Annotated in this window: 18 protein-coding genes; 13 read left to right on the top strand and 5 right to left on the bottom strand. The window is 52.4% G+C overall.

Features of this window, described 5'->3' with window-relative positions:
* The first annotated feature begins 37 nt into the window (after positions 1-37).
* Complete coding sequence (locus ACR64Q_RS01055) at positions 38-1,060, top strand: hydrolase (RefSeq protein WP_313733300.1); 1,023 nt, start codon at positions 38-40, stop codon at positions 1,058-1,060.
* Positions 1,061-1,074: 14 nt separating this feature from the next.
* Here ACR64Q_RS01055 and ACR64Q_RS01050 read toward each other — a convergent pair whose 3' ends face one another.
* The 3 genes from ACR64Q_RS01050 to ACR64Q_RS01040 form a co-directional block, all read right to left on the bottom strand.
* A complete protein-coding gene (locus tag ACR64Q_RS01050) occupies positions 1,075-1,494 on the bottom strand; it encodes a DUF1801 domain-containing protein (RefSeq protein ID WP_064035459.1) in 420 nt (139 codons plus the stop codon).
* 249 nt (positions 1,495-1,743) lie between these two features.
* On the bottom strand, positions 1,744-1,980 hold the full coding sequence (locus ACR64Q_RS01045; RefSeq protein WP_026603172.1) for a toxin-antitoxin system HicB family antitoxin: 237 nt from the start codon (positions 1,978-1,980) through the stop codon (positions 1,744-1,746).
* The gene (locus ACR64Q_RS01040) at positions 1,977-2,375 is read right to left on the bottom strand and encodes a putative toxin-antitoxin system toxin component, PIN family (RefSeq protein ID WP_026603171.1); all 399 of its coding nucleotides are present in this window, start codon (positions 2,373-2,375) and stop codon (positions 1,977-1,979) included. Before ACR64Q_RS01040 ends, ACR64Q_RS01045 begins: the two co-directional genes overlap by 4 nt.
* Positions 2,376-2,492: 117 nt before the next feature.
* On the opposite strand from ACR64Q_RS01040, the gene ACR64Q_RS01035 reads away from it, so the two are divergent.
* From ACR64Q_RS01035 to ACR64Q_RS00985, 11 genes are all read left to right on the top strand, one after another.
* Positions 2,493-2,939, top strand: a complete 447-nt coding sequence (locus ACR64Q_RS01035) for an arsenate reductase/protein-tyrosine-phosphatase family protein (protein WP_026603170.1) — start codon at positions 2,493-2,495, stop codon at positions 2,937-2,939.
* Positions 2,940-3,056: 117 nt separating this feature from the next.
* Complete coding sequence (gene moaA / locus ACR64Q_RS01030; RefSeq protein WP_313733299.1) at positions 3,057-4,061, top strand: GTP 3',8-cyclase MoaA; 1,005 nt, start codon at positions 3,057-3,059, stop codon at positions 4,059-4,061.
* A gap of 15 nt (positions 4,062-4,076) precedes the next feature.
* Entirely contained in the window at positions 4,077-4,436 is a 360-nt protein-coding gene (locus tag ACR64Q_RS01025; protein WP_020483531.1) for a YajD family HNH nuclease, read from the top strand.
* Positions 4,436-5,014, top strand: coding sequence for a DNA-3-methyladenine glycosylase I (locus ACR64Q_RS01020; protein ID WP_020483532.1), 579 nt, complete (start codon positions 4,436-4,438; stop codon positions 5,012-5,014). The genes ACR64Q_RS01025 and ACR64Q_RS01020 overlap by 1 nt, the downstream gene beginning before the upstream one ends.
* Positions 5,011-5,490: a HugZ family pyridoxamine 5'-phosphate oxidase gene (locus ACR64Q_RS01015; RefSeq protein WP_313733298.1), complete on the top strand. Its 480-nt coding sequence runs from the start codon at positions 5,011-5,013 to the stop codon at positions 5,488-5,490. Before ACR64Q_RS01020 ends, ACR64Q_RS01015 begins: the two co-directional genes overlap by 4 nt.
* Before the next feature lie 51 nt (positions 5,491-5,541).
* Positions 5,542-8,841 (top strand): EAL domain-containing protein, encoded by a 3,300-nt coding sequence (locus ACR64Q_RS01010; RefSeq protein ID WP_313733297.1) that lies wholly within the window; start codon positions 5,542-5,544, stop codon positions 8,839-8,841.
* A gap of 357 nt (positions 8,842-9,198) precedes the next feature.
* A complete protein-coding gene (locus ACR64Q_RS01005) occupies positions 9,199-10,164 on the top strand; it encodes an ABC transporter substrate-binding protein (RefSeq protein ID WP_313733296.1) in 966 nt (321 codons plus the stop codon).
* A complete protein-coding gene (locus tag ACR64Q_RS01000; protein WP_313733295.1) occupies positions 10,164-10,925 on the top strand; it encodes an ABC transporter permease in 762 nt (253 codons plus the stop codon). The genes ACR64Q_RS01005 and ACR64Q_RS01000 overlap by 1 nt, the downstream gene beginning before the upstream one ends.
* The gene (locus ACR64Q_RS00995) at positions 10,922-11,665 is read left to right on the top strand and encodes an ABC transporter ATP-binding protein (protein ID WP_313733294.1); all 744 of its coding nucleotides are present in this window, start codon (positions 10,922-10,924) and stop codon (positions 11,663-11,665) included. Before ACR64Q_RS01000 ends, ACR64Q_RS00995 begins: the two co-directional genes overlap by 4 nt.
* Before the next feature lies 1 nt (position 11,666).
* On the top strand, positions 11,667-12,227 hold the full coding sequence (locus ACR64Q_RS00990; RefSeq protein WP_026603163.1) for an IMPACT family protein: 561 nt from the start codon (positions 11,667-11,669) through the stop codon (positions 12,225-12,227).
* A 157-nt stretch (positions 12,228-12,384) separates the two neighbouring features.
* Entirely contained in the window at positions 12,385-12,546 is a 162-nt protein-coding gene (locus ACR64Q_RS00985; protein ID WP_020483539.1) for a hypothetical protein, read from the top strand.
* Positions 12,547-12,630: 84 nt separating this feature from the next.
* On the opposite strand, the gene djlA is transcribed toward ACR64Q_RS00985, so the two are convergent.
* Positions 12,631-13,431, bottom strand: a complete 801-nt coding sequence (djlA, locus tag ACR64Q_RS00980; protein WP_313733293.1) for a co-chaperone DjlA — start codon at positions 13,429-13,431, stop codon at positions 12,631-12,633.
* A gap of 69 nt (positions 13,432-13,500) precedes the next feature.
* Between djlA and ACR64Q_RS00975 the strand changes: the two genes are divergently transcribed.
* The gene (locus ACR64Q_RS00975; protein WP_313733292.1) at positions 13,501-14,397 is read left to right on the top strand and encodes a phosphoribosylaminoimidazolesuccinocarboxamide synthase; all 897 of its coding nucleotides are present in this window, start codon (positions 13,501-13,503) and stop codon (positions 14,395-14,397) included.
* 59 nt (positions 14,398-14,456) lie between these two features.
* Here the strand turns inward: ACR64Q_RS00975 and ACR64Q_RS00970 are convergent, their stop codons facing one another.
* On the bottom strand, positions 14,457-15,701 hold the full coding sequence (locus tag ACR64Q_RS00970; protein ID WP_313733291.1) for a sialidase family protein: 1,245 nt from the start codon (positions 15,699-15,701) through the stop codon (positions 14,457-14,459).
* Positions 15,702-15,739: the final 38 nt, after the last annotated feature.

Below are 15,739 nucleotides of genomic sequence, written 5' to 3'. Positions count from 1 at the left end.
TATCGCCTAACAACTACTATAAAGCAGGTCCACAACCATGCACAACGCCTTCCGCCCGGCCTGGTGGCTGAACAGTCCGCATTTGCAGACTATCTATCCGGCCTTTTTGCGACGCATAACGCCGCCAGATGGCGTCCGCCTCGAGAGACTGGACACGCCGGACGGCGACTTTCTGGACATCGACTGGATCGACAATGACGACCGGCCGCTGGTAATTCTGTTACATGGTTTGGCCGGTAGCAGCCGCTCCGGTTACATCCAAGGTTTGCAACACAGTTTACTCGCCGCCGACTTTGCCAGCGTGGCGCTGAATTTTCGCGGTTGCAGCGGCGAGATGAACCGGCTGGCGCGTTGCTACCATTCCGGCGAAACCGAGGACATCGACTTTTTGTATAAAACCTTGCGCCGGCGTTTTCCGAATCGAGTGATGGTGGCGGTAGGTTTTTCCCTGGGCGGTAACGTGTTACTAAAATGGCTGGGCGAACAAGGCGATAAGCTTGAGTTATCGGCGGCGATAGCCGTATCGGTGCCGCTGCTATTGAACGAATGCGCCGACAAACTGGATCGTGGCTTCTCGAAACTCTATCGCGACTATTTACTGCGTGAGCTGAAACAGTATATGCGCATCAAACTCCGGCATTTACAGCACATCGGTCAACTCGAACAAGCGGACAGAATTCTAAACCTAGGCGATCTCTCGGGCATCAAATCCTTCTGGCAATACGACGATAAAGTCGTCGCCGGCTTGCACGGCTTTAAAGACGCCCACGACTACTACCGGCGCAGCAGTTCCAGGCAATTTTTAAAGCACATCCGCGTCCCCACCTTGGTCTTACAGGCTAAGGACGATCCGTTCATGACCGAGCGGGTATTGCCGGCCAATGCCGAACTGTCCGATCAAGTGCAATTGGAAGTTTGCGCCGGTGGCGGGCATGTGGGGTTTGTGGGTGGAGCGTTGCTTAGGCCGGAGTATTGGGTGGAAGAGCGGATTGGCGAGTTTTTGCGACGACACCTGCCATCCGCAACCGCCGGGCAAAATACCCTTGGCAGAGAAGCCTAAAGCCGACTACGCACCTAAGGTTGCTTTCTTCCCTTATTCCTATGATAGGTCAAGGCTGCGGCGATACAAATAGAGAGACTATCCATATCGACATCTTCCGTTTCTTGAAAAACAATCGCCCGATTACCTTCATATTTGAACTGGTATGGAAACAGCGTCCGAAACGTCTCAACCAAATTCGTGGTGCAGATGAAATACATTGCATATTGGGTCCGCTTGTCTTTTTTCCACGCCATTCTGATCGTACTGCCACATCCGGTTTCGGCGGTAATATAAGCAGGCTCGCCCCACTTTAAAGTTTCCTCAAGTTGTCCGACACCCTCGCTAGCCGCCACAGCAAAGATCGCTTCGCGAAGCACCAGCATTTTTCGGCGAATTTCCGGCGGATACTCGTCGAAAACAGCCTTGACGGTCGTATTTAGAAAAGGCTTCATAGAGGGCAAAGAATCTCGGAATTGTTGGATTAAATTAGCGCTATACAAATGGCGTCAACTTAAGCTAAATATAAAACCCAGCCGTCAGCGCCGCCAGTTGGAAAACCTATTTGACGGAAAAGCGGATCAAAATGCTGGAAGAGTTTCTAAATTAGTCCTGCCGATATAAGTCATCGAGCTAATCAAGCAGCCCGAGTTCGGAGTAGTTTCTACCGAAACAGTTATATCGACCTATGCTGCCCGCCAACACTAAAACTCATCCCCAACTAAGGGCTCACGCTTGGGCACCTTAGCCAAAATGGTCTGAAAAGCGGCTTTGTCGGCACGTTCCGCACGGGCCTGCAAGTAGTCTTCGGTGGCGATGGCCGACACTTTTTCGGCAACCGCACTGGCAATAAATTGATTGATCGATACACCTTCCTTGCTCGCCAGCTCTTTGATATGGCGGTGTATGGAGTCCGGCAATCTCAAACTTAATGCACTCATGGTAAACGCTCCAGCAAGGTTTTTGGCGTGATAGCTTCAACGCCGAATTTTTCGATACGAGTAAAATCTTTTAAATTATGGGTAACAATGGTGTTTACTCGGGCGGCAACGGCCAACTCCAAGACCAAATCATCTTTCGGGTCCGGCAAATAAGGTCGCCATAAAAAATACACCTTTTGATGGCGACTGAATCCGCACAGGTTATCCAACACTATATCTATTTCGGCATCGGTCAGTTGCAGCATGGAACGGTTGCGTTTCAGAACATCCTCATACTCGAACAAAAGCGGCGTCGATATGGCTGTTTGTAGCTGCCCGCCTGCTAAAAGCTCCAGCAATTTAAAGGATGCGCCATTGGCGGAATACAAACCGGCAAACAGAACATTGGTATCCATTATAATTTCTTGCATACCATATACGGTATCACCACCATGATAGCTTAAACAAAATTTTTTTTACCCTCTGCACAAATGTAAGTAATCGCTTTAAGCCGCCTAACCAAAAGGAGTTTTATGAGCACCACCCACTCCCAAATCCTATTCCTCTGCACCGGCAACTACTACCGCAGCCGGTTTGCCGAGTATTTGTTCAATCATCATGCACCGGATTACTCATTGCCGTGGCGGGCGTTTTCGCGTGGGCTGGCTATCGAGTTACTGAAAGACGATGCCGGGCCGATTTCACCGCACACCCGGCATGGCTTGGCCTTGCGGGAGATTCCCATCGAGCCCATCCGCGCGCCAATTGCACTGACCGAGCAGGATTTAGCCGCCGCCCGCCACATCATTGCCTTGAAGCAAACCGAGCATCAACCCTTGCTGCATAGCCGCTTCCCGGCTTGGGTGGAGCGCGTGGAATACTGGCAGGTGGACGACATAGAAGACGCCCACCCGAGCGAGGCCTTGCCGCAGATAGAAACGGCGGTGTTGGCTTTGCTGCGGCGCTTGGGCAACGAATAGTCACGTAAAAACCGTCACAGGAACTTGTCAGTTCAATCCTACTCTTTTAGCAAACGGCAATAACACAGCGCGGCGCTGTGTTACTATTTTCTTCTTTTATTTTTCTGTTTGAATGTAATGGCGCCTAGCAAACCGTTGCAACTGATAGACCGCTTCGGCAGAGTGGTCAACTACCTGCGGGTATCGATTACCGACCGCTGCGATTTTCGCTGCGTGTACTGCATGGCTGAAGATATGACATTTCTGCCGCGTAGCCAGATTCTCAGCCTGGAAGAAATCCGTTTTATCTGTGAAACCTTCGTCGAGCTGGGCGTGGGCAAAATCAGGATTACCGGCGGCGAACCGCTGGTGCGCAAAGGCGCATTAGGCTTGCTGCAAGACCTGGGACGGGTGCCTGGCCTGAACGAACTGGTATTGACCAGCAACGGCTCACATCTGGCCGAAATGGCCGACGACTTACAAGCAGCCGGCGTCAAACGCGTCAACATTAGCCTGGATACCTTGGACCCGGCCAAATTTAAGGAGCTGACGCGTACCGGCGATTTAGCACAAGTGCTGAAAGGCATAGCCAAAGCCAGGGAAGCCGGCTTTCAGCGCATCAAACTCAACGCGGTCATTCTGAAAAACCGCAATCATCAAGAAGTCTGCGATCTGGTGCAATTTGCTGTCGAGCGTGGCATCGATATCAGCTTTATCGAAGAAATGCCGCTAGGCGCGGTGGACAACCATCATCGCGGCGACGCTTTTTATCCCAGCGAGTTGATTCGGCAGGATTTACAGCAGCGCTTTACGCTGGAAGCCGTCGCCGACTCGACAGGCGGACCTTCGGCTTATTACCGGGTAGTGGGTAGTAATAGCAAAGTCGGTTTTATCTCGCCGCACAGCGCCAATTTCTGCGGCAGTTGCAACCGGGTGCGCCTGACCGCCGAAGGCCGCTTATTGCTTTGCTTGGGCAACGAACATTCGGTTGATCTGAAACAGGTGGTCAGAGAGCATCCGGGCGACAAAGCTATGTTGAAACAAGCCATCGTCGAAGCCATGCAAATCAAACCCGAAAAACACGAATTCAATATTCACGAACAGCCGGTGATTTTGCGGCACATGAACGCCACCGGCGGCTAATATACGGAGGACCTTATGTCGGATAACAAAGCCTATCACATCGTCGCCGAAGCCCGGCGCTACAAGGAAGAGCGGGAAAAAGGCTACCGCGAGCAAGCGTTAAAACTTTATCCCTGGATTTGCGGACGCTGCTCAAGGGAATTTGATCATAAAAACCTGCGCGAACTGACTGTGCATCACGTCAATCATGATCACGACCACAATCCGCCCGACGGCAGCAACTGGGAGTTGCTGTGCCTGTATTGCCACGATAATGAGCATCAACGCTACGAAGAGCACGTGCGTTACGGCGGCAAAGCCACATCGGACGGCAAGGCGCCGGTAGCGACCTTCAACCCATTCGCCGATTTGAAAAACCTGATGAAGAAAGACTGATGCCCAGCAAATGCGTGTGGGCGCTGGGCAGCGCTAACGAAGAGCATTATCACGATCACGAATGGGGCGTGCCGCTACACGACGAGCGGATGTTGTTCGAGTTTCTAATATTGGAAGGCGCACAAGCCGGGCTCAGTTGGCGGACCATACTCGACAAGCGTGAGGCTTACCGCGCCGCTTTCGATCATTTTGATCCGGTTAAGGTCGCCGCTTATGACCACAAAAAACTGGCGTCGTTATTGCAAAACCCTGGCATCGTCAAAAATCGCCTGAAAATTGAATCCGCGGTAAACAATGCCCAGGCTTTTTTACGGGTACAGCAGGAGTTCGGTAGTTTTGACTCATACATATGGAGCTTCGTCGGCGGTGAGCCGCGGCAGAACCGTTGGCTGCAACATAGCCAGTTACCGGCTTACACGCCGGAATCGGAACGGATGAGCAAGAATCTGCAAAAGCGCGGCTTTAAGTTTGTCGGCAAAACCATCTGCTATGCTTATATGCAGGCGGTGGGTATGGTTAACGACCACACTGTCGATTGTTTCCGCCACTCGCAACTGACAGCTACCACAACACCATGAGCGCCGAACCGCTAGCCGCCGATTACCGGACTTTAATTGCCAACAGCCAAAGCCTGATAATCGCCAGCAGTTCCGAGCTAGGGACAGCCGAAGTCAGTTATGCGCCGTTTCTGGAATACCAAAACACTTATTACATCTATGTCAGCCAATTGGCCCGGCATACCGGCAATATGTTGCGCCAACGCCAGGCATCCATCATGTTTATCGAACCCGAGGCAGAAGCGGTCAATCCGTTTGCCAGACGTCGCTTGGTATTCGAATGTGCTGTTGGTGAAGTCGACAAACCCCAGGCGGCATATGCCCAGTTGTTAGATATGCTGCAAGACCGGTTCGGCGAAACAGTGTCGGTTTTGCGCTCACTCGCGGATTTTCATTTACTGGCGCTAACCCCTTTGCGTGGCCAATATGTCGCCGGTTTTGGCAAAGCATTTACCATCGATGTCGAGAATGGCGTTCTGTTACCCGCAAATCATTAAAGCCACTGCTTCGCCCAGCGTCGGCGAAAACCAGAGTCCGCCTGTTTAATCATGCCGACAGCTCTTAGACTTTTTCTAATCAACAGCGCCTTGGCCCTTGCCTATTTTATCGGCGGCTACTTAGGGCATTTGCTGGCGATGCAGCCCAGCCATGCCAGCCCAATCTGGCCGTCAGCGGGTATAGCTCTGGCCGCGTTGCTTGGTTACGGCCCCAGAATATTGCCGGGCCTGATCATCGGCACCTTGGGCACGCAAATTTACGCTTTTGCGGACCTGGCCACCCCAGAGGATTGGTTTACCCCGATTTGGGTAGGCTCCGCCGCCAGCGTCGGCGCCATCGCCCAGCCTTTGCTCGGTGCGGCCCTGATCAACCGCTGGATAGGCAAACACAATCCGTTGATGGAAGATCGGCATGTCGTCTGGTTTTTCTTATTGGCAATTGCAAGTAGCTTAATATCGGCTAGCGTCGGCACTAGTTTTCTGTACATTTTCGACACCATCGATGCTGAAGAATTCGGCCTGAACTGGTGTACTTGGTGGATAGGCGATGCGATAGGCACGGTGATCTTCGCGCCCTTGCTGCTGTTGTTCATCGGTACACCGCGCCATATCTGGCGGCAGCGGCAAAAATTCGTGGCCTATCCATTATCGATTTCGCTGTTGTTGGTGGTCATCGCCTTTGTCTACAGCCGCAATCTGGAAAATCAACGCATTAATGGGCTGTTCGAAAATCAAATTAATCTGACCCATACCAACCTCCAGGAACATTTCGGCGACGACATTCTGAATAATCAGTTGCTGAAAGCCTTGTTCGACAGCTCGGAATCGGTCAATCCCAACGAGTTCAGGCTATTTGCCCATACCATCTTCACCAAACATCCCGAGTTGGAGGCATTGGAATGGATACCCAGAGTCAATGCCGAAGACCGTGGCGCATTCGAACAACAGACGGAAACCACCATCCGCGAACTCGACCGCAATCATCAATTGATACCGGCCGGTAAGCGAAACATTTATTTACCCATTGCTTACTCCTTCGGCAATCAGCGCAACATAGGTTTCGATGTTGCCAGCAACCAACAGCTATTAGCGGCTATCCACAAAGCGATTAATTCCGGCGAAACGGTGGTGACGGCCGGCATCGTCTGCGACGATAATCAACCCTGCTTCGCCATTTATTCGCCGGTTTATCTAAAAGGAAAATCACTTAACACCAGCGCCCAACGCCAGCAGTTTTTTCTGGGATTGGTCGCCAACGTTTTTAAGTTAAGCAGCGAAATTCAGGAATTGTCCACACGCCTGCAAAGCATAAGTTTGTCCGTAGCCATCTATGATCAAGACCTGCTGTTATATCGCAGCACTCCGGAAGGCGCTGAATCGAAAAAATATTACTTTCCGCCAACCAGACGGCAATCGCTGGCGGTTGCCGACCGGAGCTGGACGCTTGAATATAAACCACTGCCGGAGTTTTATGCGCAACAACATTCCTGGACGGTTTGGTGGCTGCTTTCCGGGAGCTTTTTGCTCTGCGGCCTGACCAGCTTCGGTTTAATGCTGATGAGCGGACGCACCGCCCGCATCGAAGATCTGGTGGCTTTGAAAACCCGCGACTTGTTGCGCAGCAACCAGGCCCTGAATACCGAGATCGAACGCCGCAAACAGCAGGAAAACGAGCTCCGCATTGCCGCGACCACGTTCCAGTCGCACGAGGCCATTATCGTCACCGATGCCGATGGGGCGATCTTGCGCGTCAATAACGCCTTTAACAAAATCACCGGCTACAGCGCAGAGGAAGTGATTGGCCACCAGCCGGATTTTCTGTCGTCGGCTCATCAAGCCCCCGGATTTATTCAAGCCTTGATCCAGGCCTTGGACAGGGATAACCAATGGCAGGGCGAAATTTTGAATCGGCGCAAAAACGGCGACGTATTTCCGGAATGGCTCACCGTTACCGGCGTCCGGGACGAGCAGGGCCGCCTGCTTAATTATGTAGCGATTTTTTCCGACATCAGCGAGCAAAAAGCCGCCGAGCGGGAAATCCATGAACTGGCATTTTACGACCCGCTGACCGGCTTGCCGAACCGGCGTTTGCTGCTGGATCGATTGAAACAGGAAATCGCCGCCGCCAAACGCCAAAGCTATTACGGTTCGCTGTTTTTTCTGGATTTGGACCATTTCAAAACCCTTAACGATTCGCGCGGCCATCAAGTGGGCGACGAATTATTGATCCAGGTTGCCCAACGTCTTAAGTCGATTATCCGCGACGAAGACACCGCTTGTCGGTTGGGCGGCGACGAATTTATCGTGATGGTGCCGGGCCGCTATGCGCAACTGTCGCAAGCGACCAGTCATGCGGCGATGCTGGCGGAAAAAATTCTGCACACCATCAATCAACCTTTCACGGTACAGGGCAGCGAACATCACTTTTCCACGAGCATAGGCGTTACCTTGTTTCCAGAGGTAGCCGAGCAGCCGGAAGAGGTCATTCAACAAGCGGACACCGCAATGTACCGGGCCAAGGAAAGCGGCCGTAACGGCATCAGTTTTTATCGGCCATCGATGCAGGAAACCGCCGACCGCCGTCTGACTTTGGAAAAAGAGATTCGTCAGGCGCTGAAACAAAAGCAGTTTTTACTGCATTATCAGGCGCAGGTCGATCACCTCGGCAAAGTGGTCAGCGCCGAAGCGCTGATCCGCTGGCAACATCCGGAAAAAGGCATGGTTTCGCCGGCGGAGTTTATCCCGATTGCCGAAGATACCCAGTTGATTTTGCCGATAGGCGAATGGGTGATGCGCGAGGCCTGTCGGCAAATTAAAGTGTGGGACGAACAGAATCTAGCCATTCATCATGTGGCGGTTAACGTCAGTTCCCGGCAATTCCGCCAGGCCGATTTTGTCGATCAAGTAAAACGCATTTTGATCGACGCCGAACTGCCCGCCGAGCGCCTGGTCATCGAACTGACCGAAGGCTGCGTCATCAGTGACATAGACGACACCGTGGAAAAAATGCGCGACTTGCAAACCCTAGGCGTGAAAACCTCGATCGACGATTTCGGTATCGGCTATTCCTCGCTGTCTTACCTGAAAAAACTGCCCATCAGCCAATTGAAGATCGATCAGAGTTTCGTCCGGGACATCGCCAGCGACCCCAACGACGCGGTGATTGTGGAGACCATTATCAATATGGCTAAAAACTTAGGTTTACATGTGATTGCAGAAGGCGTGGAAACCCAGGAACAAATGATCTTTTTACGCAATAAAGGCTGTCTATCCTACCAAGGCTATTACACCGGCCGGCCGGTGGCCGCCGCCAGATTTGAGCGGGAAGACAGATTACTTCCCACCGGGTGATAGGCGAATAAGCACCGGGAAGTGTCTACACCACAGCCGTTAATTTTCCTGAATGCTGATACCTATAGCTATCAGCATTCCTTGCCGAAAGGACGATTTTGCGGCTGCAAGGCACACGGCTAAAGCTTGCTAATCAGATTGTAAGGGAGCCCTTGAATTCCCCGCTGACCTGCAATGCCGGAACCCAAGGTTACGCGCGAGGTCTAGTTGGCTCGGGCTTTTGGGAATATCGGTCGAAGGGCTTGCCGTTAAACCCTAGACAACACATCGCCGCCAAGCAAATCCGACAAACATTCTCGTATTCGCGGCGGCTGCGTTAAAATCGTCGCGTTAACCATCCGACTAGGGACTTTGCAGATGAATATGAAAATTTGCCTGTTTGCTATTGCCGCCTTATTGGCGCAGATTGCCAACGCCAACGAGAAACCCACTATCCGTATAGGCGCCATGGCGGCCGGTACCTTAAATTGGGAATTGGCGGCGATGCGTAACCAAGGCCTATTGGACAAAGCGGAATTCAGTGTGGAGAACATTGCGGTTGCCAATCAACAAGCGGGTAAGGTTGCTCTGCAAGCTGGCTCGGTCGATGTAATCGTTTCCGATTGGATCTGGACTTCCAGCATGCGCAGCACCGGCACGAATTTGAGTTTTTATCCATTTTCCGATACCTCCGGTGTATTACTGGTACCGGCCGATAGCCCGATTAAGTCGCTGGCCGATCTAAAAGGCAAAAAACTGGGTATAGCCGGCGGCGAACTGGATAAAAACTGGCTGTTGTTGCAAGCCCTAGGGCAACAGCAACAACTGGATCTAAACGCCGGCGTCGAAAAGATCTACGGCGCGCCACCGCTATTGAGCCAGCAACTGCAAGAAAAGCGCGTCGATGCCCTACTGACTTTCTGGCAATTCGCCGCACATCTGGAAGCCCAAGGCTATCGGGTGTTATTGACCGGCGAAGACATCATCCGCCAGCTCGGCATCAGCGAAACCGTCCCCAGCATCGGCTATGTATTCAAGCAGGACTGGGCCGATCAACATAAAGTGGCTTTTAAACAATTCTTGAGTCTGAGTAAACAAGCCCACGACACCCTGTGCAGCTCCGATACGGAATGGCAGAAAATCGTGCCGCTCACCGATGCAACCAGTCCGAAAGAACAACAAAAACTCAGAGAGCGCTATTGCCAGGGCCGGGTAGAGGAATGGGGCGCCACTCAACAAAGCGCTGCCGCAAAAATCTACACCCTGCTGCACCAACTCAGTAACAACAAGCTGACCGGCCAATCGGCTCAACTACAAGCGGGGACATTCTGGTCGGCCGATTGATGTTGACGGGCACTTTTAAATTTAATCACACCGCCCTTACGCTGCTGTCGCTGTTAATGCTGCTAGGCATCTGGCAGCTGGCGGCTGGCTTGGCAAACAGCCCCACATTACCCTATCCAGCCCGAGTCGCATTGGTGTTCTGGCAGGCCACTCAATCCGGGGAACTGCCTTACCATTTAGGCGTGACGTTGCTGCGCTTGGTGGTCAGTTTCTCGATTGCGATGGTATTAGGCTGCGCGATAGGGGTGACGCTGGGTAACAATAAAACCCTGGATGCGTTTTTCGATAACTGGCTGGTGATTTTTCTGAATATCCCGGCGCTGGTCACCATTATTCTCTGCTATGTCTGGTTTGGACTGGCGGAATCGGCGGCGATTCTGGCAGTGGTGATCAATAAGTTGCCGAATGTGATTGTCACCATTCGCGAAGGCACGCGAGCGCTGGATAAGGATTTGCTGGAAATGGCGGAAAGCTACCGTTTCGGACGCCAAAAAACCTTGGTACATGTGATCTGGCCGCAGTTGCATCCGTTCGTGATGGCCGCCACTCGCTCCGGTTTGGCGCTGATCTGGAAAATCATTTTGGTGGTGGAACTGCTCGGCCGCAGCAATGGCATGGGCTATCAGCTGCATCTGTTCTTTCAGTTATTCGATGTCGCCAGCCTGCTGGCTTATACGTTTGCCTTCGTCGCGGTGATCCAATTGATCGAATGGCTATTGCTGCGACCGCTGGACCGCAAGGCCTTACGGTGGCGGCGATGAACGATATTACCATCAGCATCCAGGATAAGACTTATCGCTCCCGCCATGTCGACGACCGCCAACACCAGGCGATTGCCGATTTGCAGCTCAGCGTGGGCCGTAACGAATTCGTCTGCCTGCTCGGCCCGTCCGGCTGCGGCAAAACCACTTTATTGAATATGATTGCCGGTCTGGACAGCCATTATCAGGGCCAAATCCGTATCGGTAGCCAAGCGGCAACCGCCAAGATCGGTTATGTGTTTCAGAACCCCAGGCTATTGCCCTGGTATACGGTCCGTCAAAATATCGAAGTGGTATTTGCGCAAACGCCGCCCGCCACTTTGATCGATGCCTTATTGGCAGACATGCAACTGAGCGATGTGCAGCAGGTTTATCCGGAACGCCTGTCGCTAGGCATGCAACGGCGGGTGGCGATCATCCGCGCCTTTGCCATCAACCCCGACATTTTGCTGATGGACGAACCCTTCGTCTCGCTGGATGCGCCCAGCGCCCGGCAGGTACGCAATTTATTGTATAAATTGTGGCAACAGCGGCCGCATACGGTATTATTCGTCAGTCACGATCTACGCGAAGCGATTGCGTTGGCAGACCGCTTGATTTTCCTGTCGCCGCCGCCGATGCGGATTGTCAGCGATATTCCGGTAAACATTCCCCGCGAACTGCGTAACGACGAGACGGAAATAGAAGCGTTTCGCGAGCATTTGCTGAACCAGCATCCGGCGATTAACGGGCTGTTGTAAGGTGCGTGTCGTCGTCAAGACTTGTGAAGTGGAGGAAATCATCAAGAAATCCCGCTTCCTCGGCATCATCCGCCCTTGCCAGACCGAACGCGAAGCCTTGCTGTTACTGCGAGACTTGCATCAAAGCTATGCGGATGCCAGTCATATCGTTTACGCCTACCGTATCCAGTCGCCGGACGGTCTGATCTGTCGCTTTCACGATGCCGGCGAACCCAGCGGCACCGCCGGCAAGCCGATCTTTCAGCACCTGGAAGGCAAGCAGTTAATCAATCTAGTCGTGGCGGTGATTCGTTATTTCGGCGGAGTGAAACTGGGTGCGGGCGGTTTGACCCGCGCTTACGGCAATGTCGCCAAGCAAGTCATAGAGGCCGCCGACATTGTCGAATACATTGAATTTGTCGAGCTGACATTAAATCTCGATTACCACCGGCTACAAGCGCTGGAATACCAGTTAAAAAAACTGGACGGCAGCATTATCGGCCAGGATTTTTCCGATTCGGTAAGGCTCTCCGTCAAACTACCCAAGAGCAATCTGCCCGCGCTTCGCGCATTCCTGGATTAAAAACAGCTTATAACAAGCCTAGATGACAGCTTTATTTCACTTTTGTTTCTCAAAAGGAAACAAATAATCCACTATTGCCGGTATTGTAAATAAAAAAATAAAGCTTATAGTGAAGTCGTCTTCATTGGTATCGACTGTATTCAGTCTAGGAGCAAAAATGAACAAATCGAACAATCTGTATAAAGACGTACTCACCGGCCTGTTTTTCACCACCGGCGTGTTTGGCTTCATGTCTGGCGAGTTCATCATCTCCACCATGCTATTTGGCGCTGCAACCATCGCCAGCAATCTGGATTTCAGCGACTCGTTTCGCGCTTAAGTTTTGTTGTACCTCCCTCGTTGTTAAGCAGTTAATCTGTTTATTTCAAGCCCGTCAGCCGCCTCTGTGGCTGGCGGGCTCTTTTTAAAACCCTCTTGCTTCACGTATCGTTTCGTAGGCTTTCCTGATTTGCTGAGTCTTTTGCTTGGCCATCTGCATCATTTCCTCGGGTAAACCTTTAGCCACCAACTTGTCCGGATGGTGCTGACTCATCAGGCGCCGATAGGCTTTTTTCACATCGGCATCCTCGGCTGTCGGGGGTATGCCCAACACGGCATAAGCATCCTCCAATTTTGACAGGCCGGACTTAGCCTGGAACTGTTCGCCGGACTGCTGAAAACGATGCTGCGCCTGTACTTGCCCTTTAATAATTTGATATTCGAAACGCGATACACCCAGTTGCGCGCAAATATCCAGCAACAGCTTTTCTTCCTTGGCATCGTAGACGCCGTCGGCAAAAGCCGCCTGAATCTGGATTTCCACGAACATTCGTACCAAATGGGTACGGCGATGACATTCCACGCGAAATTGCCGCAACACTTCCGCCAACGGAAAATCGACCTGCTTGCCTTGCTGAAACAGTTGCACGGCGGCTTCGCGCAGCTCGGGGTTGAGTTCCATGTTGTCCATTACCCGTTTCGCCAACCCGATTTCCTCGTTGGAAACCCGGCCATCTGCCTTGGCGACATGCCCCATCACCGCGAAGGTGGCGGTGAAAAAGGCCATTTGCACGCGCTGCTGGTCGCCAGGATTAAATGACTCGCCGGCCATCCCTTCCAGCCCTGCATCGAACTGATGCCCCACCGACGCACCGAAAATCGCCCCCAGCGGTCCGCCCAGCATAAATCCAAACGCCCCACCCACCAACTTGCCCAGCCAACTCATGCGTTTCCTATCCTCAACAGGTTTAATGATAAAATTGCGGCCACTTTTCACTGACTCCACAAACGTATTATGAATGCCCCCGCCGCACTTTACGAATCCTCTCTGCCGCATTTGAAATTGCTCGGCCGCGGCAAAGTCCGCGACATGTACGAAATCGATGACAAACATCTATTGATCGTCACCTCCGACCGGATGTCTGCGTTCGATGTGATCATGCCCGACCCGATCCCCGGTAAAGGCCGCGTATTGACCCGGGTGAGTAATTTTTGGTTTGAAAAAATGCGCGATATTATTCCCAATCATTTAAGCAACGATTTGACGCTGGAAGATGTAATTCCCGATGCCGATCTAAGAGCACAAGTGGAAGGCCGGGCCATCATCGTCAAACGCCTGAAACCGCTGCCGGTGGAAGCCATCGTGCGCGGCTATCTGATTGGCTCGGGTTGGAAGGATTATCAACGCTGCGGAGCAGTGTGCGGCATCGAACTGCCGGCCGGCTTGCAACAAGCGCAACAACTGCCGCAGCCGATTTACACACCGTCCAGCAAAGCCGAAATGGGCACGCATGACGAAAACATCAGCTTCGCCGATACGGTGGCGTTAATGGGCGAGGAACTGGCCGGCAAAGTGCGCGACGCCAGCTTGCAGCTCTACACGACAGCGGCTGATTACGCTCGCGAACGCGGCATCATCATCGCCGATACTAAATTCGAATTTGGCCTGGACGGAGACGGCACACTGTATTTAATCGACGAAGCGTTGACCCCCGATTCATCACGCTTCTGGCCGGTCGAACAATATCAAGTCGGCATCAGCCCACCCAGCTTCGATAAGCAGTATCTGCGCGATTACCTGGAAACATTGGATTGGAACAAAACCGCCCCCGGCCCGAAATTGCCGGAAGAAGTTAGCAGAAAATGCGCTGAAAAATATCGGGAAGCGGAATTGAAACTGATTGGAAATTGAACTGATCAATCAGGCCGCCATCCCGCGGTAATAGCGGGATGGCCTTAGATCAATAAAACCTAAATCGGCTGGAATTGATAGCCCTGCGCAGTTTGCCAGGACAAATAGACATTATCGCCATCGCTCAACAGAAAAGCGTCGTCCGCGCTTTCCGCCGATTTACCGACGACTTCGGGTTTCGACCAACTCAGTCCGCCATCATTAGACTTAATCAACTGCAACAGATTATGGCTGCCGTCGAATTCCGACCAAACCACTGCTACTTGTTCGCCCTTGGCAAACACGTTGGGATGTTTGGCACCTTGATTGCCAAAACGGTAGGCTGGCGAATAACTTAGACCGCCATCCTTGGAGTGGCCGTAAAACAAGCCTTGTTTATCAGCGGCTCCGCTGAACCATACCGAATGGTAAACGCCATTGTCGGCAATTGACAGGGCCGGACCATGATGCGGACAGGCGTCGATTTTCCAGTTTTCTTGGCTGACGCGCTGCACAGCTCCCGGCGTGTGCCAATCATTAAATTTAACCAATGCATGGTCGCGGATATTGCCGTCATAAACATGCCGCCACAGCACCACCGGCAAATTGTCGGCATCTATTTCCACGCCCAAGCGGCAGCATTCGCAACTATGCGGCGCGACAACCTTGTTGGGGTAAAAACTTTTGCCGCCATTATCCGACCAAGCGTAATACACAGCAGTACCGGCAAACTCTTGCTTAGCGGCCTTGGCTTTTTCTTTATCGCGCGCATCCAGCCAGGCGACGAAAATCTCGCCATTCTTCCCCACCGCCAACGCATCGAAACGGTGACCGATCACATCCGGATTGTCGTTGACCGTCACCGGCTTGGAAAAACTTTTCCCGCCATCCGTCGAACGACTGAAACGAATATGGCCGGTATGGCGTTTTTCCAGGTTCTGGGTCCAGGTCAGATAGATATTACCTTGCGCATCGAGTTTGATTTTTGGCCGGTATTCGCCGCGCGCGGCAATAGCTTCCGGCTCCGCGTTTACCGCAACCGGTGCGGAAAAGCTCGCACCTTTATCGGTAGACGATTGCACATAGATATGATCGCGAACTACCCAAGCCAACCACAGCACACCGCTATTGTCGAAAGTCGCGGTGACCGTCTCGGAACATCCGATGGCCGGACTGGTTTGCAGATCAGCGCATAGCGCTTTTTTGTCGGCATGCTGTTCGTGCTTAGCCGCCTCTGCACCTAGCTGGATTTTAAGCGGCTCGTTGGCACATGCGGTCAAAATCAACGAGGTAATCATTGCCACAGGGAGTTGAAATTTCATCATCGTCTTATAGTAGGCACCCGGAAAGTTACGAACATTTT

This window comes from Methylomonas sp. 2F7 (assembly GCF_057126975.1).
This window is presented reverse-complemented; position numbering and strand designations above follow the sequence as displayed.